The 24,426-nt window shown below is 59.7% G+C and carries 16 protein-coding genes and 5 pseudogenes; 7 read left to right on the top strand and 14 right to left on the bottom strand.

Annotation, left to right across the window (positions count from 1 at the left end; translation table 11 throughout):
- Positions 1-374: 374 nt before the first annotated feature.
- The gene (locus FX982_RS17580) at positions 375-893 is read left to right on the top strand and encodes an Hcp family type VI secretion system effector (RefSeq protein WP_122534661.1); all 519 of its coding nucleotides are present in this window, start codon (positions 375-377) and stop codon (positions 891-893) included.
- Positions 894-1,628: 735 nt separating this feature from the next.
- On the opposite strand, the gene FX982_RS17575 is transcribed toward FX982_RS17580, so the two are convergent.
- From FX982_RS17575 to FX982_RS17560, 4 genes and pseudogenes are all read right to left on the bottom strand, one after another.
- The gene (locus FX982_RS17575; protein WP_172611802.1) at positions 1,629-2,072 is read right to left on the bottom strand and encodes a hotdog fold thioesterase; all 444 of its coding nucleotides are present in this window, start codon (positions 2,070-2,072) and stop codon (positions 1,629-1,631) included.
- Positions 2,073-2,147: 75 nt separating this feature from the next.
- Positions 2,148-2,606, bottom strand: coding sequence for a phosphohistidine phosphatase SixA (sixA, locus tag FX982_RS17570; RefSeq protein ID WP_172611801.1), 459 nt, complete (start codon positions 2,604-2,606; stop codon positions 2,148-2,150).
- A 209-nt stretch (positions 2,607-2,815) separates the two neighbouring features.
- Positions 2,816-3,148, bottom strand: a pseudogene (locus FX982_RS24565) (DUF4389 domain-containing protein); the annotation flags it as partial.
- Between the two features lie 7 nt (positions 3,149-3,155).
- Positions 3,156-4,181 (bottom strand): NAD(P)H-dependent glycerol-3-phosphate dehydrogenase, encoded by a 1,026-nt coding sequence (locus FX982_RS17560; protein WP_172611799.1) that lies wholly within the window; start codon positions 4,179-4,181, stop codon positions 3,156-3,158.
- Positions 4,182-4,494: 313 nt separating this feature from the next.
- Here FX982_RS17560 and FX982_RS24880 point away from each other — a divergent pair.
- From FX982_RS24880 to fabB, 4 genes and pseudogenes are all read left to right on the top strand, one after another.
- A pseudogene (locus FX982_RS24880) lies at positions 4,495-4,864 on the top strand (hybrid sensor histidine kinase/response regulator); the annotation flags it as partial.
- A gap of 68 nt (positions 4,865-4,932) precedes the next feature.
- Positions 4,933-6,432 (top strand): annotated as a pseudogene (locus FX982_RS17555) (response regulator); the annotation flags it as partial.
- Between the two features lie 210 nt (positions 6,433-6,642).
- A complete protein-coding gene (fabA, locus tag FX982_RS17550; RefSeq protein WP_122538421.1) occupies positions 6,643-7,158 on the top strand; it encodes a 3-hydroxyacyl-[acyl-carrier-protein] dehydratase FabA in 516 nt (171 codons plus the stop codon).
- Positions 7,159-7,168: 10 nt separating this feature from the next.
- The gene (gene fabB, locus FX982_RS17545; RefSeq protein WP_122538419.1) at positions 7,169-8,395 is read left to right on the top strand and encodes a beta-ketoacyl-ACP synthase I; all 1,227 of its coding nucleotides are present in this window, start codon (positions 7,169-7,171) and stop codon (positions 8,393-8,395) included.
- A 214-nt stretch (positions 8,396-8,609) separates the two neighbouring features.
- Here fabB and FX982_RS24875 read toward each other — a convergent pair.
- Positions 8,610-9,206 (bottom strand): annotated as a pseudogene (locus tag FX982_RS24875) (methyl-accepting chemotaxis protein); the annotation flags it as partial.
- 309 nt (positions 9,207-9,515) lie between these two features.
- Positions 9,516-10,220, bottom strand: a pseudogene (locus FX982_RS24870) (MCP four helix bundle domain-containing protein); the annotation flags it as partial.
- A gap of 206 nt (positions 10,221-10,426) precedes the next feature.
- On the opposite strand from FX982_RS24870, the gene FX982_RS17535 reads away from it, so the two are divergent.
- A complete protein-coding gene (locus FX982_RS17535; protein WP_172611796.1) occupies positions 10,427-11,290 on the top strand; it encodes a pirin family protein in 864 nt (287 codons plus the stop codon).
- 108 nt (positions 11,291-11,398) lie between these two features.
- Here the strand turns inward: FX982_RS17535 and FX982_RS17530 are convergent, their stop codons facing one another.
- Together FX982_RS17530 and htpG are read right to left on the bottom strand one after the other, a co-directional pair.
- Complete coding sequence (locus FX982_RS17530) at positions 11,399-12,124, bottom strand: dienelactone hydrolase family protein (RefSeq protein ID WP_172611795.1); 726 nt, start codon at positions 12,122-12,124, stop codon at positions 11,399-11,401.
- A gap of 78 nt (positions 12,125-12,202) precedes the next feature.
- Positions 12,203-14,107: a molecular chaperone HtpG gene (gene htpG / locus FX982_RS17525; RefSeq protein WP_172611794.1), complete on the bottom strand. Its 1,905-nt coding sequence runs from the start codon at positions 14,105-14,107 to the stop codon at positions 12,203-12,205.
- 327 nt (positions 14,108-14,434) lie between these two features.
- On the opposite strand from htpG, the gene FX982_RS17520 reads away from it, so the two are divergent.
- Positions 14,435-14,686 carry a hypothetical protein gene (locus FX982_RS17520; protein ID WP_065986299.1) on the top strand — a complete coding sequence of 84 codons (252 nt, stop codon included), beginning with the start codon at positions 14,435-14,437 and terminating at the stop codon, positions 14,684-14,686.
- 101 nt (positions 14,687-14,787) lie between these two features.
- Here the strand turns inward: FX982_RS17520 and brnQ are convergent, their stop codons facing one another.
- From brnQ to FX982_RS17490, 6 genes are all read right to left on the bottom strand, one after another.
- Positions 14,788-16,101 carry a branched-chain amino acid transport system II carrier protein gene (gene brnQ, locus FX982_RS17515; protein ID WP_172611793.1) on the bottom strand — a complete coding sequence of 438 codons (1,314 nt, stop codon included), beginning with the start codon at positions 16,099-16,101 and terminating at the stop codon, positions 14,788-14,790.
- A 313-nt stretch (positions 16,102-16,414) separates the two neighbouring features.
- On the bottom strand, positions 16,415-17,302 hold the full coding sequence (gene sucD, locus FX982_RS17510) for a succinate--CoA ligase subunit alpha (protein WP_037009399.1): 888 nt from the start codon (positions 17,300-17,302) through the stop codon (positions 16,415-16,417).
- Positions 17,302-18,468, bottom strand: coding sequence for an ADP-forming succinate--CoA ligase subunit beta (sucC, locus tag FX982_RS17505; protein WP_004882574.1), 1,167 nt, complete (start codon positions 18,466-18,468; stop codon positions 17,302-17,304). The genes sucD and sucC overlap by 1 nt, the downstream gene beginning before the upstream one ends.
- A 201-nt stretch (positions 18,469-18,669) precedes the next feature.
- Positions 18,670-20,106 (bottom strand): dihydrolipoyl dehydrogenase, encoded by a 1,437-nt coding sequence (gene lpdA / locus FX982_RS17500; protein WP_172611792.1) that lies wholly within the window; start codon positions 20,104-20,106, stop codon positions 18,670-18,672.
- Between the two features lie 172 nt (positions 20,107-20,278).
- A complete protein-coding gene (odhB, locus tag FX982_RS17495; protein WP_122624268.1) occupies positions 20,279-21,523 on the bottom strand; it encodes a 2-oxoglutarate dehydrogenase complex dihydrolipoyllysine-residue succinyltransferase in 1,245 nt (414 codons plus the stop codon).
- Between the two features lie 42 nt (positions 21,524-21,565).
- On the bottom strand, positions 21,566-24,397 hold the full coding sequence (locus FX982_RS17490; RefSeq protein WP_122538403.1) for a 2-oxoglutarate dehydrogenase E1 component: 2,832 nt from the start codon (positions 24,395-24,397) through the stop codon (positions 21,566-21,568).
- Between the last annotated feature and the right edge of the window lie 29 nt (positions 24,398-24,426).

Genomic DNA, 24,426 nt, shown 5'->3' with positions numbered 1-24,426 from the left:
CTGCCACACACAGCACCTAACGAAGGCCGATGAACTTCAAAAGGTCTTTGCTCCACAGCAATTGCGGAATAGCACCCAGCCATTATGCGCAATAAGTTGCGCACTCTCGATCTCATGAAACGGCAAATAATGCGCCCCCAGCCTTGTCGGACGGGCCTTTGCTGCGAGTGCGCAAGAAGTTGCGCACTACTGCGCAACTTCTTGCGCACATTACAGCGACTAGCCTGGCTTCATAACGACCTGATCACTGAATTTTATTACAAGCGTTTGATTTATATAGGTTTTATGAAATTGGCACGAAGTTTGGAATACCTCATACACCCAAAGCAAATACGCTCTCGGGTATTTCTATTTATGAGGCAAGGAGCATCTCCATGGCGACACCAGCATATATGTCCATCACGGGCACCAAGCAGGGTCTGATCACCGCAGGCGCTTTTACTGCTGACTCGGTCGGCAACACTTACCAGGAAGGTCACGAAGACCAGGTCATGGTGCAAGGGTTCCAGCATGAGATGATCATTCCCCGCGACCCGCAATCCGGCCAGCCAACCGGTCAGCGTGTGCACAAGCCGGTCAAGATCACCAAGGTGTTCGACAAGTCTTCACCCCTATTACTGGCAGCTTTGACATCGGGCGAACGTTTGACCGAAATTACCATCCAGTGGTATCGCACTTCCGCAGCGGGTACACAGGAGCATTACTACACCACCAAACTTGAAGACGCGATTATCGTCGACATCAAAGACTACATGCATAACTGCCAGGACCCGTCGAACTCGCACTTCACTCATCTGGAAGACGTAGAGTTCACCTATCGTAAAATCACCTGGACCCATGAAGTGTGTGGCACCTCGGGTTCCGATGACTGGCGCTCTCCAGTTGCTGGCTAACTTCAGCTGACATCCTCAAGACCTCGGCCGATGCTGCCGGTTGAGGTCTTGACCATAAAGGCCAACTTAACTTTCTGACGTTTGTCTCAGGGTGAGGAACTCCATCACACGGCAGTAAGGATGGATGTTCGCGCCGACCAATCAAGCTATAGGCGACCAAAGTGCCTGCTCCCGATCTGGCCCCTTCTACGTCGGGTTCCCTCACTCGACGACGCTCCGTGGGCCCAAGTCGCGACTGTCGTCGTCCGAATTTTTTATGTACGAAGATCAAAAGGCACAGCAACAGCATTCGCGAGCAAGCTCGCTCCCACAGGCAGGGGTCCGATCAGCAAAACTGTCGGCACCTTGGCTGACCTCTTCCCGGCTAAAGCCGGTCCCACTAACAGACCGCGCGAGCATGTAGGACGGCTTCAGCCGGGAAGCTGTTGATCTGCTTTTGATGTTCATGCGCAAAAAGCCCAGACACCGCCAATCGCGACTTGGGTGCAGGCTGAACGCAGGTCTCGTGGAGTGGGCCCAGCCGCATGGATGCGACGAGAGCGCCGTCAGGACATGGATGTCCGTTCGGCGCGGGCCCACGGAGCGGGACCGGAGTGAGGGGATTCCGACGAAGGAGGAACCAAGCCAGGAGCAGGCACTTTTCCTTACTTTTGGAGGGTGCGACTTTCGACTTTTCAAAAGTAAGTCGCCGAAGGCGAAACAGTCTGCCCCTAGGCAGACGCTCTGGATCTTCGCTCAACGACCGGGCGGCTGCTCTCCATGAGGCACCACCGCCACCGTCAACCGGGAAATACAACACGCCTTGCCATCCTCAGTCGTCAGCCGGATATCCCAGACATGGGTCGTACGCCCGATGTGCACCGGGTGCGCCACCGCCGTCACCCGCCCACTGCGCACCCCGCGCAAATGGTTCGCGTTGACCTCGATCCCCACACAGAAGAACCGCTCAGTATCGATCACCAGATAACTGGCGGTAGAACCCACCGTCTCCGCCAGCACCACCGAGGCGCCGCCATGCAACAAACCATAAGGCTGATGAGTGCGCTCATCCACCGCCATACTCGCCGTCAGCGACTGATCGTCGACGGCTTCAAATCGAATATCCAGCACCTCACCGATGGTGTTCTTCTGCTTCGCATTAAGCGCATCAAGGTCTGGAGGGCTACGCCATACACTCATGGTTCTTCCTTGTTATTTGAGGGTTTGCACTGCATCTCACACACAGCGGGGAACGCAGAAACGCTCGCCGCTCCATCATTCAACGTGCCGAACATCCACCAGTTGCATCCCGCCAGCAAGGGGCAGATCTGCCTCAAGATAAGCAAGACTGGCGGTGTGCATCGGTTGCGCCTGCTGCAAAGAGCCATGCACCGCCAGCCCGATCAACGTGCCCACCAAAGGTTGATGACTGACCAGCAAGACATTCTCTGCACTGTACGCATCCAGCTGTTCCAGTACCTTGTGGGGATTGCCGTCCGGCGTCAGCCACGGCACGGTCACGATGGCATCGGTGAACCCGAGGGCCTGACGGACCAGTTCGGCGGTCTGCTGGGCACGCACATACGGGCTGGCAAGGATCCGCTGCAGCGGCTGACCCATGAGGTGAGCGGCACTGCGCAAGACCTCTTCGCGACCCTTGGCGGTCAGCTCGCGCTCGGCGTCCATACGCGCCTGAGGTTTCGCCTCGCCGTGGCGCAGAATCCAGACCTTCACGGTTTCGGCTCCTCACCCCGCGTGGACGGCGGCGTAACCGGCGCAGAGGGCGGTACGTCGGCAACCCCGTGCGACGTGTCGGCAACCACCGACGGCGCTTCGAAGACCGGTGGTGTCGTTTCGGAAACCGGTGGCGTCGCAGCAGGTACCGGCTGCGGGGTAACAGGCGCCGGTGGCGGCGTGGCTGCAGCGGGTTGCGGAGCAGAAGGCGCCGGTTGCGGCTTATCGACCACAACATGCGGCGCCTCGCCCTCCGGTGCACGCGGCGTTGGCCAATCGGCAAAAGGCCACGGCTTCTGATCGGTGTGGAAGGTGCCAAAGCGGCCGATCTGCGCCAGGTACTGACTCAGGCTGTCACCGAACGACATCACGCTGAGGCTCGGCGCGCCGTTGAACAGGCGGTAAACCAGCTGCACCAGGACCGCCACGCCCAGCACGACTTCCGCCACCTGCCAGACCAGCACAAACAGCAGCATCCACAGGATGCGCAGCAGGATTGGTTCGTGTTGCTTGAGTTTTGATTCGTTCAAGAGCTTCTCCATGTGGGGATCAGTTGAAACCACTGGTTGAGATGAAATCGACGTCGGTCTTGGGCTCGGCGTGCATCAACAGCTCGATGACCTGCTCCAGCGTACGGCCCTCGAACAAAATCGCGTGAAGCCCGGCCACCAGCGGCATGTAAACCTGCAGTTCCTGCGCCTTGGTCTTGAGCACCTTGAGCGTATTGACGCCCTCCGCGACCTCGCCCAGCCGGGTAACCGCTTCGTCCAGGCTCAAGCCCTGGCCCAGGGCAAAGCCGACCTGGTAGTTACGGCTCTTCGGCGAGGAACAGGTGACGATCAGATCGCCGACCCCGGCCAGCCCGAGGAAGGTCATTGGATTGGCACCCTGACTGACCGCAAAACGGGTCATTTCCGCCAGCGCCCGAGTAATCAGCATGCTCTTGGTGTTCTCGCCCATGTTCAGCGCCACTGCCATGCCGGCGATGATGGCGTAGACGTTTTTCAGCGCGCCGCCCAGCTCCACGCCAAAACGGTCGGCGCTGGCGTACACGCGGAAGGTGCGGCCGTGCAACGCGGCCTGAACCTGTTGACAGAGGTCTTCATCTTCGCTGGCGACGACCGTAGCGGTCAGGGCGTGCTCGGCGATTTCGCGGGCCAGGTTGGGGCCGGACAGCACGCCGATTCGCGCAGCAGGTGCGATGTCCTGAAGGATCTCGCTCATGAGCTTGAAGGTGTCGGCCTCGATGCCCTTGGTCAGGCTGACCAGCATCTTGCCGGTGAGCAGATCGACATGCGGCGTCAATACGCCACGCAGCGCACTGGACGGCAGCGCGACGAAGACCAGTTGACTGCCCTGCAAGGTAGCGTGCAGATCAGTGACCGGCTCGACGCCTTCGAGCACCTTGATGCCCTTGAGGTAGCGCGGGTTCTCGCGATTGACGCGGATCGCCTCGGCCTGCTCCGGATCGCGCATCCACTGCGTCACCCGATGACCGTTGCCGGCCAACAGATTGGCCACTGCGGTCCCGAAGCTGCCGCCGCCAAGGACCGCTATTGGTTGCTGCTGGGTCATAAAACAATCCATTCAGGGCCATCACATCTGGCGATGCGGGCATTATACGGAGCGTCAGGCTCGCGGCCAGCGGCAAAAGTTGCCCCCACGAACTTATAGCCGATCCCCCACTCTTGCCGAGGAAAATGCCCACAGCTCAGTTAAGATGCGCACCCGAAATGAAAATTCCTCAACGGCGCCGATGAGCTATCGTCAGGTCGCTCCCGAAGAGATCCGTCACATGACACGAAGCGTCCACCTCTCGTGCCCCGTCAGGCTTCGCCATGCCTGAACATCGGCAAACCCTCCGGGCCCTGACAGCCGGAACCGCCTCGTGACAGCTCAACGCGGCTGGAACATCAGCACCCGGACGCAGATCCTCAGCCTGGGCCCGGCCCTGTTGCTGACCTTGCTGCTGATCAGCTTCTTTACTGTGGTGCGCATTCAGGACCTGCGACAGGAGCTCAATCACACCGGGCAGCTCATCGCCAACCAACTGGCCCCCGCGTCGGAATATGGCGTCATCGTCGGCAACAATGCCGTTCTGGAAAACCTCATGAAGGCCACGATGAACACGCCCCACGTGCGTTTTCTCGAGGTTCGCAACAGCGCTGGTGTGGTTCTGGTGCATGTCGAGCCTGCCGAGGAGCAGGGGCGTTCGCGGCAGATGGAAGTGTTTCAGGCACCGATTCGCCTACAGCCTGACAGGTCCTCCCGGCTAATCGAAAACGCCGATACGGCACGTGCCGATGACGATCCCAGCGTGCCGGTCGAAGGTTACCTGGGCCGGGTGCTGGTGGGCATGTCCAGTGATGCGTTCAATCAGCGGGAACAGGAGATATTGCTGAAGGCCGGTGTGCTGGCGATGTTCGCCCTTCTGTTCACCTACATGCTGGCGAGGCGCTTGTCGCTGAGCCTGTCCCAGCCGATCAGTGCCATGAGCGCAGCGGTGAAGGCCATCCAGCACGGTGACTATTCAGCGCCGCTGCCGGTTGCGGATGATGCCGAACTGGGCGATCTGGCGCGGCACATCAACAATCTGGCCCTGGGCCTGGAAAAGGCGAGCCGCGAGCAGAAGCAGGCGATGGACGAACTCATCCGCACCCGCGAAGAAGCCGAACGCGCCAACAACGCGAAGTCCGAATTTCTGGCAATGATGAGCCACGAGCTGCGCACGCCCATGAATGGCGTGCTGGGCATGCTGCAGTTGATGGAAACCACCAGCATGACCGACGAGCAGGCTGAATATGCCGCGCTGGCGATGGAATCCACCGAGCATCTGCTGCGGGTCATCAACGACATCCTCGATTTCTCACGCTTCGAACGCGATGCGCTGGAACTGGAGAGCATTTCATTCAATCTCGCCGACCTCATCAGCACCTCGGTTCAGGCGTTTGCCCACAACGCCCAGCAGCGCGGTCTGGCACTGGAACTGGATACGCCGCCTTCGATAGAGGCCTTGCAGGTCAAGGGCGACCCCACGCGAATCCGGCAGATTCTGGTCAACCTGATCGGCAATGCGCTGAAATTCACCGAGTTTGGCAGCGTGCGCGTCGAAGCGGGTTTCACCTGCCCCGACCCGCAGCACATCCTGTTTACCTGTGCAGTCCGCGACAGCGGCATCGGCATTTCCCCGGATTTGCTGGAGTCAATGTTCGATGCGTTTCAGCAAGCGGACAACTCCATCTCCCGGCGATACGGGGGCACCGGGCTGGGACTGCCTATCGCGCGCAATCTGGCCGAACGTATGGGCGGGTCGCTCCAGGCGCAGAGCAGCGAAGGACTCGGCTCGGTGTTCCAGCTGCAAATCCCGCTGCAGCGGGTTCAGCAGCCGGTGATCGAGCCTGCGCCCGGCGCCGTCGGTGAGCTGCCCCAGAGCCGCGACGCCTGTGTGCTGTTGGTCGAAGACAACCCGGTGAACCGCACGGTGGTCGACGCAATGCTGCGCAGTCTGGGCCTGCAGGTGAGTATGGCGGCGGATGGTGTTGAAGCAGTAAGCATGGCCAGTCGGGAAAGCTTCGCGCTGATTCTGATGGACTGCCGACTGCCGGTCATGGACGGCTACGAAGCAACGCGCCGAATCCGGCTGTTGCCGGGGCTGGCGACGTTGCCCATTATTGCCCTGACCGCCAATGCCCAGCACGGCGACCGGGATATTTGTCTGCAAGCCGGAATGAACGATTACCTGGCCAAGCCGTTCAAACGTACTGATTTACAGCAGGTTTTGCAGCGATGGCTGACCATTAAGCCATCTGCGACTGGCGGTAAATGATAAATTGCGGCAGTCTTGTGCGCAGATTCGACCCACGCCAACGCGCGGACTAAATATTTCAGTGCACAGGTGTACATTCATTTCACCCGTGCTGTGACTTTCACTACAACGCAATAGTCTATGAGTAGGCTGCCAGCCGAGGGATTTCCCGCTGGCCAGATTGGGTAAGTAACGCCACACCCTGCCGCACAGGATTATCGAGGAGCTCGCATGACCAAACAAAACGCCTTTACCCGGGAAGATCTGCTGCGCTGCAGTCGCGGCGAGCTGTTCGGCCCAGGTAACGCGCAATTGCCCGCCCCCAACATGCTGATGGTTGATCGCATCACCCATATCAGCGAAGAAGGCGGCAAGTACGGAAAGGGTGAATTGGTCGCCGAACTCGATATCAACCCGGACCTGTGGTTCTTCGCCTGTCACTTCGAAGGTGACCCGGTGATGCCAGGTTGCCTGGGCCTCGATGCCATGTGGCAACTGGTCGGCTTCTTTCTGGGCTGGCAAGGCTTGCCAGGCCGCGGTCGCGCACTGGGCTCGGGCGAAGTGAAATTCTTCGGCCAGGTCCTGCCGACCGCCAGCAAGGTCACCTACAACATCCAAATCAAGCGCGTCCTCAAAGGCAAGCTGAACCTGGCGATTGCCGATGGTTCGGTCAGCGTGGACGGCCGCGAAATCTACACCGCTGAAGGCCTGCGTGTCGGCGTCTTCACTTCCACTGACAATTTCTAAGGGTATTCGCATGCGCCGCGTCGTTATCACTGGTCTGGGCATTGTTTCCTGCTTGGGCAATGACAAAGACACCGTCTCCGCCAACTTGCGTGCAAGTCGCCCTGGCATCCGTTTCAATCCGGAATACGCCGAAATGGGTCTGCGCAGTCAGGTCTCGGGCTCTATCGATCCAAATCTGCCGCTCAAGGAACTGGTCGACCGCAAGACCCTGCGCTTCGTCGGTCAGGCGGCAGCTTATGCATACGTCGCCATGAAGAGCGCCGTGGAAGACTCCGGGCTGACTGAAGAGCAGGTCTCCAACCCGCGCACCGGTCTGATTGCCGGCTCCGGCGGTGCGTCGACCCTGAACCAGATGGAAGCGCTGGACATCCTGCGCGAGAAAGGCATCAAGAAGGTTCTTCCGTACTACGTCACCCGCACCATGAGCAGCACTGTTTCAGCGTGCCTGGCGACGCCATTCAAGATCAAGGGCCTGAACTACTCCATCGCTTCTGCCTGCGCCACCAGTGCTCACTGCATCGGTACCGCCATGGAACAGATCCAGATGGGCAAGCAGGACATCGTGTTTGCCGGCGGTGGTGAAGAGGAGCACTGGAGCCAGTCGTTCCTGTTCGACGCGATGGGCGCGCTGTCCAGCAAGCGCAACGACACGCCTGAACAGGCTTCCCGTGCCTACGACGCCGACCGTGACGGTTTCGTCATCGCTGGCGGCGGCGGCATGGTGGTAGTTGAGGAGCTGGAGCATGCTCTGGCCCGTGGCGCGAAGATCTACGCCGAACTGGTTGGCTACGGCGCAACTTCCGACGGTTATGACATGGTCGCGCCGAGCGGCGAAGGCGCCATCCGCTGCATGCAGCAGGCGCTGTCGACCGTAGACGGCACCATCGACTACCTGAACACCCACGGCACCTCGACTCCGGTCGGCGACGTCAAGGAAATGGAAGGCGTGCGTGAAGTGTTCGGTGACAAGGCGCCTGCGATCAGCTCCACCAAGAGCCTGTCAGGTCACTCCCTGGGCGCCGCCGGCGTTCACGAAGCGATCTACTGCATGCTGATGATGGAAGGCAACTTCATGGCGGGTTCGGCGAACATCGACGAGCTGGACCCCGCCGTTGCCGACATGCCGATTCTGACCAAGACCCGCGAAAACACCGAGCTGAATCTGGTGATGAGCAACAGCTTCGGCTTCGGCGGCACCAACGCCACGCTGGTGATGAAGCGCTGGACTGGCAAGTGATTTAGCCGGTTGCAGACAAAAGGCGCCCTTCGGGGCGCCTTTTTTGTGGGCGAGGTAAATGCATTGGCGCGGACCCGGTTTTGTAGGACCGGCTTTAGCCGGGAAGACGTCGGGTGTCACACCGCGAAATTGATGGTGCGCAAACCGGCCTCTTCCCGGCTAAAGCCGGTCCCACAAAGGCACCACGTACATTCCGTGGGACCGGCGTCCGGTGTTACACCGAGAACGCTGCGACCATGCCGTTGAGGTCGGTTGCCAGTCGAGACAGCTCCTGGCTCGCGGCGCTGGTCTGGTTGGCGCCTGCCGAGCTCTGCAGCGAGATGTCGCGGATATTGGTGAGATTGCGGTCCACCTCCCGAGCGACTTGCGCCTGCTCCTCTGAGGCGCTGGCGATGACCATGTTGCGTTCGGTGATCAGCGTGATAGCGGCAGCGATGTCATCCAGCGCCACCCCGGCAGACTGCGCCAGCTCCAGGGTGGTCTGCGCGCGGCTGTTGCTGTCTTGCATGGCGGCCACGGCGTGATCGGTGCCCTGACGGATGTCGCCCACCAGTTGTTCGATTTCCAGGGTTGACGACTGCGTCCGATGGGCCAAAGCTCGAACCTCATCCGCCACCACCGCAAAGCCGCGTCCCGCCTCCCCTGCCCGCGCGGCTTCAATGGCTGCGTTCAACGCCAGCAGATTGGTCTGCTCGGCAACCGAGCGAATCACGTCCAGCACCTTGCTGATGCCATATACCTTCTGCGCAAGGGTCTGTACCTGCTCGCCGGCGTCGGTCACGTCTTCGGCCAGATGGGCAATGGACGCCACGGTCTGCTGGACCTGTTGACGACCGTGCTGGGCAATCCGGTCAGACTCCCCGGACGCCTCTGACGTGGCCACCGCATTGCGCGCCACTTCCTCGACAGCGGCGGTCATCTGATTGACCGCCGTTGCCGCCTGATCGATCTCCAGGCTTTGCTGATGAAGGCCGCGCGTCGCGTCTTCAGTGACGGTACTCAATTCCTCTGACGCCGACGCCAACTGATTCGACGAATCGGCGATGCGCATGATCGTGCTGCGCAAACTCTGCTGCATGGACTTGAGCGCTTCCAGCAATCGGGCCGGTTCATCACGACCCTGCACGACGATCTCCCCGGTGAGATCCCCCGCCGCCACCACCTGAGCAATGCCCAGCGCCTGGGTGATCGGCCTGACGATGCTGCGGGTCAAACCCCACGCCAGCAGTAACGTAATCAACGCCGTCAACAGCATCATGCCCATGACCCAGGCGAACGCATTCGAGAAAACCGCCCGCGCCAGATGACTCGCCTGTCCTGCGCCCTCCTTGTTCAACGCCGTCAGTTCGGTCAGGGCGAGGGTGATGTTGTCGGCGAACTGGTTCATCTCGCCATTGACCAGCTGCATTGCGTCCTCCACCTGATTGGCAGCGGAGAGCTCCATGACCCGATTCTGGCGCTGGAAATAAGCCTGTTGCGCACTGGAGAAACTGTCGTACAGCTCACGCTCGCGGGGCGAGCCGATCAGGGCAGCGTAGTTTTGCTGCGTGGTTTGCAGGCCTGCCTTGAGCTCATCGAGCTTGGCTGTGTTGTCACGAAGAGCCTCTGGACTGCGGTTGAGCATCAGCCGCAACGTGAGGGTACGAATCCGCATGAGGTCCTGGCCCATGGTGCCAAGCTCCATAATGCCGGGCAGCCAATTGTTTTCCACCTGGTCCGACTGCTTGCGCATGTTCGACATCTGCAACAACGCAAAGGCGCCCAGACCGAACACCAGTAAGGCCAGTACGCCGAAACCGAGTGCGGCCCGGGGTGCGATATTCATGTTTCTCACGGTCATGCCTTGTCCCTTCCCAAGACTCCGCTCTGGAAAGAGCAGTTGCTCGTGATGTCGGCTCAGAGATGAAGCTCTGTAGGACAATTTCTTGAGCACTTCGTAATAATTCATTACAGAGTACGTAGCACCGGCATTCCAGCCACGTACGCGAGTGATCTATATCCTGTGTGCCCTATTCAGAGGAGAGCGCCATCATGCTGACCATCATTCCCCGCGCCGAGGACGTCGAAGGCCAACCCATCCTGCGCCCCCTCCCCGCTGCGCAATGCCGGAGCGTCGGGCCCTTCGTATTTTTTGATCACATGCTGGAAACCACCTATGCGCCCGGCACCGGCATGGACATCCGCCAGCACCCACACATCGGTCTGTCGACCCTGACCTACCTCTTTGAAGGCGAAATCCGACACAAAGACAGCCTCGGCAGCGATCAGCACGTAAGACCCGGCGAAGTCAGCTGGATGACCGCCGGCCGCGCCATCGCCCACATCGAGCGTACACCCGAAGCCCTGTACGCCATCGGCTCGCGCCTGCATGGTTTGCAGGTCTGGCTGGCATCGCCCACATCCCATGAGCAGGGCGAAGGTCATTACAGCCATCACCCTGCCGATACACTGCCGGTCAGTGATGGCATGGGCATTCGTATCCGCCTGATTGCCGGCGAAGGCTTTTGCCTGAAGTCGCCGGTGCCGGTGCTGTCACCCACGATTTACGCCGAACTGAACCTGCAGACCGCCACGACGCTGTGTGTGCCCGCCGAGCACGAACAGCGCGCGCTGTACGTCATCGAAGGCGATTTGCTGCTGGATGGCGAGCCGGTGCAGGCGCGCAGTCTGGTGGTACTGGATGCTGGAAGCGAGCCGACGCTTTGCGCGGAAAGCGAATGTCACGCGGTGCTGATTGGCGGTGCGCCACTGGATGGGCCGAGAAGGATGAACTGGAACTTCGTAGCCAGCGACCCGGCGCTGATTGAACAGGCCAGAGCAAAATGGGCGGCCGGGGACTGGCCAACCGTGCCGGGAGAAGTGGAGCGGATTGAACTGCCAAGGCCCCGGAAATAGCCGCAGGGTCACACACCCTGTGGGAGCCGACTTGCTGGCGAACCCTTCAGACGAGGCAACTGCTGACATTGGAAATTCAAGCGGTCAGCAGCCTCCTGCTTCAGGTGATCAGCCCGCAAACACCTCGTCCAGCAGGTTGTGCATTGAGGTAAACGCACGCTTCGACACGGTCGGGTTGTACATCTGTACGCCCGGGTTGTTGGCGTGCGGGTCGGTAAAGGAATGGAACGCCCCGCCGTAGCTCAGCAATTGCCAGTCGACGTTGGCAGCGTTCATTTCCGCTTCGAACGCCGGCAGTTGCTCTTTCGGCACCAGAGGATCGGAAGCGCCGTGCATCACCAGCACCTTGCCCTTGATGTTGTTGGCGTCAGCCGGGTTCGGCGTGTCGAGCGTGCCGTGAAAGGACACCGCAGCCTTTAACGGCGCACCGGTACGTGCGAGCTCCAACGCGCAGCAACCGCCGAAGCAGAAGCCAAATGCCGCCAGCCGGGACGTGTCGACAGCGGCAATGGTCTGCGCGGTCAGTTGATCCAGAGCGGCCTTCATGCGCTTGTTCAACAGCACACGATCATTCTTCAACGGCATCATGGCAGCCGCCGCTTCGTCACCATTAGTCGGGCGCACTTGCTGGCCGTAAAGATCTGCCAGCAAGACCACATAGCCCTTCGCCGCCACGTCTTTGGCAATCTGCTCGGCGTCTTCGCTGACGCCCATCCAGTTAGGCGCCATCACCAGACCCGGTGCGGCCTGAGCGCTTTCGCTGAAGGCCAGACGGCTCTCGTAGCTCACGCCGTCGATTTCATAGACGATGGACTGCACAGTCACATTGCTCATAGCGAACTCCTGCTGACAAGGATGGAGGGAGATTAAATGACAAAACCCGCCGGAGCGGGTTCTGCCGTGACGCGGATGTTAAACCGAGAGCTCAACCAACAACTTGTTCAAACGGCGCACGTAAGCCGCCGGATCTTTCAAGCTGTCGCCGGCTGCCAGCGCAGCCTGGTCGAACAGGATGTGCGACAGATCGCCGAAGCGGTCTTCATTCTGCTCATTGTCCAGCTTGTCAATCAGCGGGTGCGACGGGTTAAATTCGAAGATCGGCTTGGAATCCGGGACCTTCTGACCACTCGCTTCCAGAATCTGACGCATCTGCAGACCCAGGTCCTGCTCGCCAATCGCCAGAATCGCCGGCGAATCGGTCAGACGGTGGGAGACGCGGACTTCGCTGACGGTATCACCCAGCGCCGTTTTCAGGCGCTCGATCAGCCCTTCCTTGTCCTTAGCGACTTCTTCCTGGGCTTTCTTGTCCTCTTCGGAATCAAGCTTGCCCAGGTCCAGGTCACCGCGCGCCACGTCAACAAAGCCTTTGCCGTCGAAGTCGCTCAGGTAGCTCATCAGCCACTCGTCGATACGGTCGGTCAGCAGCAGCACTTCAATGCCTTTCTTGCGGAAGACTTCGAGGTGCGGACTGTTCTTGACCTGCGCGTAGCTTTCGCCGGTGAGGAAGTAGATCTTGTCCTGACCTTCCTTGGCGCGCGACAGGTAGTCGGCCAACGAAACGCTTTGCTCGCCGCTGTCGTCGGAGCTCGATGCAAAGCGCAGCAGGCCGGCGATCTTCTCTTTGTTGGCGAAGTCTTCGGCCGGGCCTTCTTTCAGCACCTGACCAAAGTTTTTCCAGAAGCCCTTGTAGTCTTCCGGCTGGTTTTTTGCCAGCTTCTCCAGCATGTCCAGCACGCGCTTGGTCAGCGCCGACTTCATCGAATCGATGATCGGGTCTTTCTGCAGGATTTCGCGGGACACGTTCAGGGACAGGTCATTGGAATCGACCACGCCCTTGATGAAGCGCAGGTACAGCGGCAGGAACGATTCGGCCTGGTCCATGACGAACACGCGCTGCACGTAGAGCTTCAGGCCGCGCGGCGCTTCGCGCTGGTACAGATCGAACGGTGCGCGGGCCGGCACGTACAGCAGGGAGCTGTATTCCAGCTTGCCCTCAACCTTGTTGTGGCTCCAGCTCAGCGGGTTTTCGAAATCGTGGGCGATGTGCTTGTAGAACTCCTGGTATTCCTCGTCCTTGACCTCGGCACGGGGACGGGTCCACAGCGCGCTGGCGCGATTGACGGTTTCCCACTCTTCAACAGGCTCCGCATCGCCCTCGACAGGCGCCTGCTCCTTCGGCAGTTCGATGGGCAGAGCGATGTGGTCGGAGTACTTCTTGATGATGTTGCGCAGGCGATAGCCGTCCGCGAACTCGTCTTCGGCGCTCTTGAGGTGCAGCACGATGCGGGTACCACGATCAGCCTTCTCGACCGTGGCGACTTCGAACTCGCCCTCGCCTTTCGACGACCAGTGCACACCTTCGCTGGCGGAAAGGCCGGCGCGACGGGTGAACACTTCAACCTGGTCGGCCACGATGAAGGCGGAGTAGAAGCCGACACCGAACTGACCGATCAGATGGGAATCTTTCTTCTGATCACCGGACAGATTCTTCATGAAATCGGCGGTGCCGGACTTGGCGATGGTGCCCAGATGAGTGATGACATCTTCGCGGCTCATGCCGATGCCGTTGTCTTCCAGGGTAACGGTCTTGGCGTCCTTGTCGTAGCTGACACGGATCTTCAGCTCGGCACCGCCTTCCAGCAGCTCGGGCTTGGACAGCGCCTCGAAACGCAGCTTGTCCACCGCGTCGGACGCGTTGGAAATCAGCTCGCGAAGGAAGATTTCCTTGTTCGAGTACAGCGAATGGATCATGAGGTGTAGCAGCTGCTTCACCTCGGTCTGGAAGCCCAGGGTTTCCTTTTGAGTTTCCACACTCATGGTCATCAAACTCCAATCAGTCCACACAAATAGGGGTAGCTGCGCGAAACGCCGAGGGCGGCTCCGAGCAGCGGGTTGTCATCAAGGTGGGGGCTGAGGAGACGATTTCAAGGGAGAGACATCCTGTCAGTGAAGAATCTTCGTCATCGAAACCCCCAAGGCCATAGATCTGATGACTGACGACGGAACATTAACGATTAGCCTCCTGTGATCCGCAGAGGTGTTACGTCGCTGAGACGCTAATGTATTAATCCCGTCGGAACATGGAACTAACCCTGCGACCAAGTGCTCGAAGCCACGTTGATGACCAATAAGGAGAAACACCCCATGCGTAAATCTTTAGCTATTGCCCTGATGCTTTCTGCCACTCTGGGCCTCGCCGCCTGTGACAAAAAATCCGAAGATAAACAGCAAGATGCAAACAAGGCTGCCGAGCAGTCGCAAGAATCGATGCAAAAAGCGCAAGACAAAGTGAACGACGCTGCCAAAGAAAGTCAGGAAGCCGCTCAAAAGAACGCTGAAGCCGCTCAAGAGCGCGCTAAAGAAGCGAACCAGGCAGCACCTGCAACTAAGCAGTAAGTTTCCAGAGTTTCAAAAAACAAAGCCCGCATTTAGCGGGCTTTGTTTTGTCTGCTCGAAAAAGATCGGCGCGTTTATTCCGCGATGCGCCGACCTCCTCCTCAGGCCAGCGCTTCGCTGCGCTTGCCCAGCACGCGATCCACCACGAACGCGACGAACAGCGTGATCAGTGACGGGATCAGCCATGCCAGGCCTTGCTCGCTCAACGGCAGATGAGCCAGTGCATCCGGCACATACCCCCCCAGCGCAGAACCTTTGACGGCATCCACCACACCGATCAGGAATGCCACCAGCATGACCGGGGCGACGATCCGCCCTTGCTCGTGCCAGAAATCCTTGCAGAAGCTCAACGCCACCAGCGCAATGCATGGCGGGTAAATAGCGGTCAGCACCGGTATCGAGAACTGGATCAGCTTGGTCAGACCCAGGTTGGAGACCAGCAGCGAAAACGCCGCCAGCAGGATCACCAGCGTCTTGTAGGACAGCGGCAGCACGCGGCTGAAGTACTCGGCGCAGGCGCAGGTCAGACCCACCGCGGTCACCAGACACGCCAGCGAGATCAGCACGGCGAGAAAGCTGCTGCCCAAGGTGCCGAAGGTGTGCTGGACGTAGGCGTGCAAGACGGCAGCGCCATTGGTTGCACCGGCGGCGACGGCATGGCTGTCGGAACCCAGACGGAACAGGCTGATGTAGACCAGTGCCAGACCGACACCGGCAATCAGGCCGGCGATGATGGCGTAACGGGTAATCAGCCGGGGCGACTCGACACCGCGCGAGCGTATCGCGTTGACGATGACGATGCCGAAAACCAGCGCGCCCAAGGTGTCCATGGTCAGGTAGCCGTTGATGAAACCTTGGGAAAACGGCGCCGCAACATAGGCAGGTTCGGCGATACCGACCTCACCCGCCGGCAGGACAAAGGCAGCAATGCCGAGGATGGCCAGGGCGATGATCTTCAGCGGCGCGAGGAAGCGGCCCACGGTGTCGAGCAAACGACCCGGATAAAGGGAGATCCAGAACACCAGAACGAAATAAACCAGGCTATAAAGGAACAGCGCCAGCGGGCTTTCACCGGTCAGCGGGGCCAGGCCGACTTCAAACGACACCGTCGCCGTGCGCGGCGTGGCGAACAACGGGCCTACGGACAGGTAGCAGACGGCGGCGAGGATGGTCCCGGCGACCTTGCCGATCGGACTGCTCAACGCGTCCATCGCGCCGCCCACCTTGGCAAGCGCGATGACCGTCACCACCGGAAGGCCGACGGCCGTGACCAGAAAGCCCAGGGCCGCCATCCATACGTTGGGGCCGGCCTGGAGGCCTACGATCGGGGGGAAGATGATATTGCCAGCGCCCACGAATAGCGCAAACGTCATGAAACCCAATGCCAGAATGTCCTGGCCTTTCAACACTTTCATTAAGGAAACCACACTGCTGAATCGGAATTAAGAAGAGGATTTCCCTGAGGGTGGGGGAAATGCTGCCCGCCCTTTTAAGACAGACCCTGAGCGCGCTGCCGCTCCTTGTGGGAGCCGACTGCACAAAACGGCGGCTAGCCTACCCTATTTGGCGCACCGATACAGGGCGGTGCGACCACTCAACGCACGTTCGTGTCGCATATCAGAAATGTCTTACAGAATTAAGGTCAAAGCATCAGCGCAAATCGAAACGCCGGAAACGCAAAAGCCACCCGAAGGTGGCTTTTGTTGATCAAGCAGTGAGACGAAGGGATTAAGCCTTCTTCACTTCCCAACCGGTCAGCTCAGCCAGGGCTTTGCCGATGTCTGCCAGCGAACGCACGGTTTTCACGCCTGCGTCTTGCAGCGCAGCGAATTTCTCGTCTGCAGTGCCTTTGCCGCCAGAGATGATCGCGCCCGCATGGCCCATGCGCTTGCCCGGAGGAGCAGTCACACCGGCGATGTAGGAAACGACTGGCTTGGTCACGTGTGCCTTGATGTAGGCAGCCGCTTCTTCTTCAGCCGAACCGCCGATCTCACCGATCATGACGATCGCTTCGGTCTTCGGGTCTTCCTGGAACAGCTTCAGGATGTCGATGAAGTTCGAACCCGGGATCGGGTCACCACCGATGCCGACGCAGGTCGACTGACCGAAACCGGCGTCAGTGGTCTGCTTCACAGCTTCGTAAGTCAGGGTGCCGGAACGCGACACGATACCGACCTTGCCTGGCAAGTGAATGTGACCTGGCATGATGCCGATCTTGCACTCGCCCGGGGTGATGACGCCTGGGCAGTTAGGGCCGATCAGGACCACACCCAGTTCGTCGCACTTGACCTTGGCTTCGAGCATGTCGATTGTCGGGATGCCTTCGGTGATGCAGACGATCAGCTTGATGCCGCCGAACGCTGCTTCAAGGATGGAATCCTTGCAGAACGGAGCCGGGACGTAGATGACCGAAGCGGTTGCGCCGGTTTTTTCTACTGCTTCGGACACCGTGTTGAACACTGGCAGGTTCAGGTGCGTGGTGCCGCCCTTGCCTGGGGTCACGCCGCCAACCATTTTGGTGCCGTAGGCAATGGCTTGCTCGGAGTGGAAGGTACCCTGGGAGCCGGTGAAGCCCTGGCAGATAACCTTGGTGTCTTTATTGATCAGGACGCTCATTATTTGCCCTCCGCAGCTTTGACGACTTGTTGAGCAGCGTCGGTCAGGCTGGTAGCTGCGATGATGTTCAAGCCGCTTTCTGCCAGTACTTTAGCGCCCAGCTCAGCGTTGTTGCCTTCAAGGCGAACAACCACCGGGATTTTCACGCCGACTTCTTTCACGGCGCCAATGATGCCTTCGGCAATCATGTCGCAACGAACGATGCCGCCGAAGATGTTGACCAGTACTGCAGCGACATTGGTGTCGGACAGGATGATCTTGAACGCTTCGGTAACGCGCTCTTTGGTTGCACCGCCGCCTACGTCGAGGAAGTTGGCTGGCTTGCCGCCATGCAGGTTGACGATGTCCATGGTGCCCATGGCCAGACCGGCACCGTTGACCATGCAGCCGATGTTGCCTTCCAGTGCCACGTAGTTCAGTTCGAACTTGGCAGCGTGGGCTTCACGTGGGTCATCTTGCGATGGGTCGTGGAAAGCCTTCAGCTTTGGCTGACGGTACATGGCGTTGGCGTCGATGTTGATCTTGGCGTCGAGGCAATGCAGATCGCCGTCAGCCTTGATCACCAGCGGGTTCACTTCCAGCAGGGCCAGGTCGTGGTCCTGGAACAGCTTGGCCAGACCGGTGAAGATCTTGGCGAACTGAGTGACCTGCTTGCCTTCCAGACCCAGCTGGAATGCCAGATCGCGACCCTGGAATGGCTGAGCGCCAACCAGTGGATCGATCGTGGCTTTGAGAATCTTCTCAGGCGTGTCGTGAGCGATTTTCTCGATGTCCACGCCACCTTCGGTGGACGCCATGAACACGATACGACGGCTCGAACGATCGACTACAGCGCCCAGGTACAGCTCTTTGGCGATGTCAGTGCACGATTCAACCAGGATCTTGGTGACCGGCTGACCGTTGGCATCAGTCTGGTAAGTGACCAGACGCTTGCCCAACCACTGTTGAGCGAACGCAGCTGCGTCTTCCTTGCTGCGAACCAGCTTGACGCCGCCCGCTTTACCGCGACCACCAGCGTGAACCTGGGCTTTGACGACCCACTCGGTTCCGCCGATCTTGTCGCACGCTTCTGCTGCTGCTTCCGGGGTGTCTACTGCATAGCCCTTGGAAACTGGCAGGCCGTATTCAGCAAACAGCTGCTTACCCTGATACTCGTGAAGATTCATGCTTATTACCGTCTTCGTTAGGTACTGCGCATTCGGTGCTGCTCGTCAAAGCGTGCCGCACCACCTGTGACCGCTTCTCCCGGCGAACGCAGGTCAGGCATCAAGCGCCTGCCCTGTGCTGCCAAGAGTTCGAGTCCAACGGACCTTCCGCGGTAAGCCCTGCGAGCAGGGCCTACGACGGGCGGACCGTCGTGGTTATTTTCAGCGTTTTTTCTTGTTCTGGATGTGGATGGCGCCGCCATTCACAGCAAGTGCCGCTTCGTGCAGCGCTTCGGACAGCGTCGGGTGGGAGAAGACCATCATGCCGATGTCTTCGGCACTGGTGCCGAACTCCATACCGATCGCGCCCTGCTGTACCAGCTCTGCAGCGCCCGGACCAATGACGTGTACACCCAGTACACGGTCGGTCTTGGCATCAGCGATGACCTTGACGAAACCGCCGGTGTCATTCGCTGCCATTGCACGGCCGCTGGCCGCGAACGGGAACTGACCGACGTTGACTTCAACGCCTTCAGCCTTCAGCGTCTGCTCGGTTTTACCGACCCAGGCGATTTCCGGGTGGGTGTAGATCACCGACGGGATCAGGTCGTAGTTCATCTGGGTCTTGTGACCCTTGATGCGCTCGACGACCATGATGCCTTCTTCGGACGCTTTGTGCGCCAGCATCAGACCGCGAACCACGTCACCGATCGCGTACACGCCAGGAACGCTGGTCTCGCACTGCTCGTTGACGAAGATGAAACCGCGCTCGTCGATGTCGACGCCGCTGTCGGCAGCCAGCAACTCGGTGGTCACCGGGCGACGGCCCACGGCCACGATCACGCGGTCGAACGTGATGTTCTGCTCGCCGTCCTTGTCGGTATAGGTCACGACGACTTCGTCGCCATCGACCTTTGAACCGGTGACGCGTGCACCCAGCTTGATGTCCAGACCCTGCTTGTTGAAGGTCTTCTGCGCTTCTTTGGCAACGGCTTCGTCAGCGGCTGGCAGGAATTTCTCCAGGGCCTCGAGGACGGTTACCTTGGCACCCAGGCGAGCCCAGACCGAACCCAGTTCCAGACCGATGACACCGGCGCCGATGACGCACAGACGCTCAGGCACGGCGGGGAATTCCAGGGCGCCTGTCGAATCGACGATGGTGACCTGATTGACCGGAGCCGGCGGAATGTCGATCGGACGCGAACCGGAAGCCAGAATGATGTTCTCGGCTTCGATGACTTCGGTGGTGCCGTCTGGCTTGGTCAGCTCGACTTTCTTGCCGGCCAGCAGTTTGCCGTGGCCTTGCAGGGAAGTGACGCCGTTGGCCTTGAACAGGCTGGCAACGCCGCCGGTCAGGCCTTTGACGATCTGAGCCTTGCGACCAATCATGGCAGCAATGTCCATTTTCAGGTCGCTGAGCGAGATACCGTGAACACCGAACTGGTTCTTGGCTTCGTAGAACTTCCAGGAGCTGTCCAACAGTGCCTTGGAAGGGATGCACCCCACGTTCAGGCAGGTACCGCCGAGGGCCAGCTTGCCCTCCTTATCCTGATACTTCTCGATGCAGGCAGTCGTGAGACCGAGTTGCGCGGCCTTGATAGCGGCCACGTAGCCGCCAGGGCCAGCGCCAATCACTACCACGTCGAATTTCTGGGACATAGAAAAGAGTTCCTCTTTAGCTGCGAGCTTTAAGCTGCAAGCTACAAGCTGACCTGCGATGAACTGCAGGATCGGCTTGCGACTTATTCATTGATACCAACCGCGAGTGACAAGCTGCATACCGTACCGCTTCTGACTTGAAGCTTTCGGCTTGCAGCTTGACGCTGCTTCGTTAGATGTCCAGCAACAGACGAGCCGGGTCTTCCAGCAGGTTTTTGATGGTCACCAGGAACGTCACGGCTTCTTTACCGTCGATCAGGCGGTGATCGTAGGACAGCGCCAGATACATCATCGGGCGGATGACGACCTGACCGTTGATCGCCATAGGACGCTGCAGAATGTTGTGCATGCCCAGGATGGCCGCTTGCGGCGGGTTGACGATCGGGGTCGACATCATCGAACCGAAAGTACCACCGTTGGTGATAGTGAAGGTACCGCCAGTCATCTCGTCGATGGACAGTTTGCCGTCGCGGGCTTTCTTGCCGAAGGTAGCGATGCCGCCTTCGATTTCAGCCAGGCTCATCTGCTCGGCATTGCGCAGCACCGGAACCACCAGACCACGATCGCTCGATACGGCAACGCCGACGTCGGCATAACCGTGGTAAACGATGTCGGTGCCATCGATCGAAGCGTTGACCGCAGGGTAGCGTTTCAGCGCTTCGGTCGCGGCCTTGACGAAAAACGACATGAAGCCCAGGCGCACGCCGTTGTGGGACTTCTCGAACAGGTCCTTGTACTTCGAACGCAGCGCCATGACTTCGGTCATGTCGACTTCGTTGAAGGTGGTCAGCATCGCCATGTTCGACTGAGCTTCAACCAGACGCTCTGCCACCTTGGCGCGCAGACGGGTCATCGGCACGCGCTTCTCGGTGCGGTCGCCAACGGCAGCCACAGGAGCAGCGGCAGCAGCCGGTTTGGCGGCAGGTGCAGCGGCCGGCGCGGATTTCTTCGCTTCGATGGCGGCAACCACGTCTTCCTTGGTCACGCGGCCGTCTTTGCCCGTGCCTTTGACGCTGGACAGGTTGATGCCGTTTTCTTCAGCCAGCTTGCGGGCAGCCGGAGCGCCGATGGCGTCTTCGTCACCGGAAGCAGCAGGTGCAGCGGCAGCCTGGGCCGGCGCAGCAGCCGGAGCCGATGCAGCAGCGGCTGGAGCGGCGGCGGCAGGAGCGGCAGCAGCGCCGCCCGCTTCGATCGAGCCCAGCAACTGGTTCGACAGGACGGTGGCGCCCTCTTCGGCAACGATTGCGCCCAGTACGCCGTCAGCTTCGGCCAGTACTTCCAGCACGACCTTGTCGGTTTCGATGTCGACGATCAGGTCGTCACGCTTGACGGCGTCGCCCGGTTTCTTGTGCCAGGTGGCAACGGTGCCATCGGCAACGGATTCCGGGAAAGAGGGGGCTTTGATCTCAATAGCCATTATCTGTAATTCCTTTAATTCGGTTTCTAGTGCGCGAAGGCGTTAAACGGAGAACGCGTCTTTCAGCAGTTTTTCCTGCTGCTCGGCGTGCATCGAAGCGTATCCACAAGCTGGGGCAGCGGAGGCATCACGGCCGGCGTACTCGAGAACGAGGTTGCGGTTGTGATTGCCGATGCTGCGGCGCAGGTGGTGCTGACTGCTGTACCAGGCGCCCTGGTTCATTGGTTCCTCCTGACACCAGACCACGTTGGTCAGGTTGGTGTACGACGCGATAGCGTCCATCAGGTCGTCTTCCGGGAACGGATAGAGCTGCTCGAGACGCACAATGGCGATGTCTTCGCGGCCTTCGGCACGGCGTTTTTCCAGCAGGTCGTAGTAGACCTTGCCGCTGCACAGCACCAGACGCGTCACTTTCGCGGCATCGAGGGTGTCGATCTCCGGGATGACAGTCTGGAACGAGCCATGGGCCAGATCTTCCAGAGTCGACACGGCCAGCTTGTGGCGCAGCAACGACTTCGGCGTCAACACGATCAGCGGCTTGCGCAGCGGACGGATCACCTGACGACGGAGCAGATGGTAGATCTGAGCCGGGGTGGTCGGTACGCAGACCTGAATGTTGTGCTCGGCGCACAATTGCAGGTAACGCTCAAGACGTGCCGATGAGTGCTCCGGGCCCTGCCCTTCGTAGCCATGGGGCAACAGCATGGTCAGACCGCACAGACGGCCCCACTTGTGCTCGCCACTGGTGATGAACTGGTCGATCACCACCTGTGCACCGTTGGCAAAGTCACCGAACTGGGCTTCCCAGATGACCAGCGCGTTAGGCTGAGTCGTCGAGTAGCCGTATTCGAACGCCAGAACGGCTTCTTCCGACAGGAACGAGTCGTATAGGTCAAAGCGCGGCTGACCGGCGTACAGGTTCTGCAGAGGCACGTAGGTGTCGCCGTCCTTCTGGTTGTGCAGCACGGCATGACGGTGCGAGAACGTACCGCGACCGACGTCCTGCCCGGTGATGCGCACCTGATGGCCTTCGAACGCGAGCGTTGCGTAGGCCATGGTTTCGGCATAACCCCAGTTGATCGGAAGGCCACCGACTTGCATCTTCTGGCGGTCTTCGTAGATTTTCTGGACCTGACGCTGAACCACGAAACCTTCTGGCACTTCCATCAGCTTGGCTGACAGTTCCTGCAGGGTCTTGAGGTCGAAACTGGTGTCATGACGTGCGGTCCACGCGTGACCCAGGTACGGACGCCAATCGACGAACAATTCCTTGTTCGGCTCTTTGACGAGACTTTTGACGACGTGCATGCCGTTGTCGAGCGCGTTGCGGTACTCGTCGACCTTGGCCTGGGCGGCTTCGGCGTTGAGAATGCCAGCGGTGGCCAGCGCATCGGCATACAGCTCACGGGTGGTGCGCTGTTTGGCAATCTGCTGGTACATCAGCGGCTGGGTGCCACTCGGCTCATCGGCTTCGTTGTGGCCGCGACGACGGTAGCAAACCAGATCGATGACCACGTCACGCTTGAACTGCATGCGGTAGTCGATCGCCAGTTGGGTCACGAACAGCACAGCTTCAGGATCATCGCCGTTAACATGGAGGATCGGCGCCTGAATCATCTTGGCAACGTCGGTCGCATACTCGGTGGAGCGCGAGTCTTCCTGCTTGCTGATGGTGAAGCCGACCTGGTTGTTGATCACGATGTGGATCGTGCCGCCCGTCTTGAAGCCACGGGTCTGCGACATCTGGAAGGTTTCCAGCACCACACCCTGGCCAGCGAACGCAGCGTCACCGTGAATGGAGATCGGCAGCACTTTCTCGCCAGTGGCGTCGTTGCGACGGTCCTGACGGGCACGCACCGAACCTTCGACCACAGGGGACACGATTTCCAGGTGGGACGGGTTGAACGCCATCGCCAGGTGGACTTCGCCGCCAGTGGTCATCACGTTGGACGAGAAGCCCTGGTGATACTTGACGTCACCGGAACCCAGCTCGACCTTCTTCTTGCCTTCGAACTCGTCGAACAGGTCGCGCGGGTTCTTGCCGAAGGTGTTGACCAGCACGTTGAGACGGCCGCGGTGGGCCATGCCGATGACAACTTCCTTGGTGCCGTAGGAGCCGGAACGCTGAATCAGCTCGTCGAGCATCGGGATCAGGCTTTCGCCGCCTTCCAGACCGAAACGCTTGGTACCCGGGTATTTGGTGCCCAGGTACTTTTCCAGACCCTCGCCCGCCGTCACACGCTCGAGCAGATGGCTCTTGATGTCGGCGGAATAGGCAGGACGGCCACGCACGCTTTCGAGGCGCTGCATGAACCAGTTGCGCTGGTTGGAATCGACGATGTGCGTGAACTCGGCGCCGATGGTGCGGCAATATGTCTGCTGCAACGCCTCGACGATTTCGCGTAGGCTCGCTTCTTCCTTGCCGATGAACAGGTCGCCGGCACGGAATGTGGTATCGAGGTCAGCGTTGGTCAAACCGTAATGGTTGATCGACAGGTCGGCTGGCGCAGTACGCTTCCACAGACCCAGAGGATCGAGTTGCGCACCCTGATGGCCGCGCATACGGAATGCCTGGATAAGTCGCAGCACTTCAACTTGCTTCTTTTCATGCTCGCTGCTCACGCTGCCGGCAGAGACCGGTTGGGCGCGGCGCTGGTTTTTCCCCAGCAACACAAAATGATCGCGAACCGTAGAGTGCGATACATCGGTGGCAGTGCTGCCGTCAGCCGGCAACGTCTGAAAATAGGTGCGCCACTCTTCTGGCACAGCGTTAGGGTCGTGCAGGTAGAGCTCGTAGAGCTCTTCCACATAGGCAGCGTTACCACCGGAAAGGTGGGCGCTGTTCCACATGCGCTGCATCACGCTTTCTTGCATGCTTGGTCACCCTCGATTAGGGGACACCA

Source organism: Pseudomonas graminis, assembly GCF_013201545.1.
GTDB lineage: Bacteria > Pseudomonadota > Gammaproteobacteria > Pseudomonadales > Pseudomonadaceae > Aquipseudomonas.
This window is presented reverse-complemented; position numbering and strand designations above follow the sequence as displayed.

Bases quoted from the DNA above. Each gene is read 5' to 3' on its own strand.
- sucC (WP_004882574.1), bottom strand. From the start codon at position 18,468: ATGAATCTTCACGAGTATCAGGGTAAGCAGCTGTTTGCTGAATACGGC.
- FX982_RS17580 (WP_122534661.1), top strand. From the start codon at position 375: ATGGCGACACCAGCATATATGTCCATCACGGGCACCAAGCAGGGTCTG.
- htpG (WP_172611794.1), bottom strand. From the start codon at position 14,107: ATGAGTGTGGAAACTCAAAAGGAAACCCTGGGCTTCCAGACCGAGGTG.
- odhB (WP_122624268.1), bottom strand. From the start codon at position 21,523: ATGGCTATTGAGATCAAAGCCCCCTCTTTCCCGGAATCCGTTGCCGAT.
- lpdA (WP_172611792.1), bottom strand. From the start codon at position 20,106: ATGTCCCAGAAATTCGACGTGGTAGTGATTGGCGCTGGCCCTGGCGGC.
- sucD (WP_037009399.1), bottom strand. From the start codon at position 17,302: ATGAGCGTCCTGATCAATAAAGACACCAAGGTTATCTGCCAGGGCTTC.
- FX982_RS17520 (WP_065986299.1), top strand. From the start codon at position 14,435: ATGCGTAAATCTTTAGCTATTGCCCTGATGCTTTCTGCCACTCTGGGC.
- fabA (WP_122538421.1), top strand. From the start codon at position 6,643: ATGACCAAACAAAACGCCTTTACCCGGGAAGATCTGCTGCGCTGCAGT.
- FX982_RS17490 (WP_122538403.1), bottom strand. From the start codon at position 24,397: ATGCAAGAAAGCGTGATGCAGCGCATGTGGAACAGCGCCCACCTTTCC.
- FX982_RS17535 (WP_172611796.1), top strand. From the start codon at position 10,427: ATGCTGACCATCATTCCCCGCGCCGAGGACGTCGAAGGCCAACCCATC.
- FX982_RS17575 (WP_172611802.1), bottom strand. From the start codon at position 2,072: ATGAGTGTATGGCGTAGCCCTCCAGACCTTGATGCGCTTAATGCGAAG.
- brnQ (WP_172611793.1), bottom strand. From the start codon at position 16,101: ATGAAAGTGTTGAAAGGCCAGGACATTCTGGCATTGGGTTTCATGACG.
- FX982_RS17560 (WP_172611799.1), bottom strand. From the start codon at position 4,181: ATGACCCAGCAGCAACCAATAGCGGTCCTTGGCGGCGGCAGCTTCGGG.
- FX982_RS17530 (WP_172611795.1), bottom strand. From the start codon at position 12,124: ATGAGCAATGTGACTGTGCAGTCCATCGTCTATGAAATCGACGGCGTG.
- fabB (WP_122538419.1), top strand. From the start codon at position 7,169: ATGCGCCGCGTCGTTATCACTGGTCTGGGCATTGTTTCCTGCTTGGGC.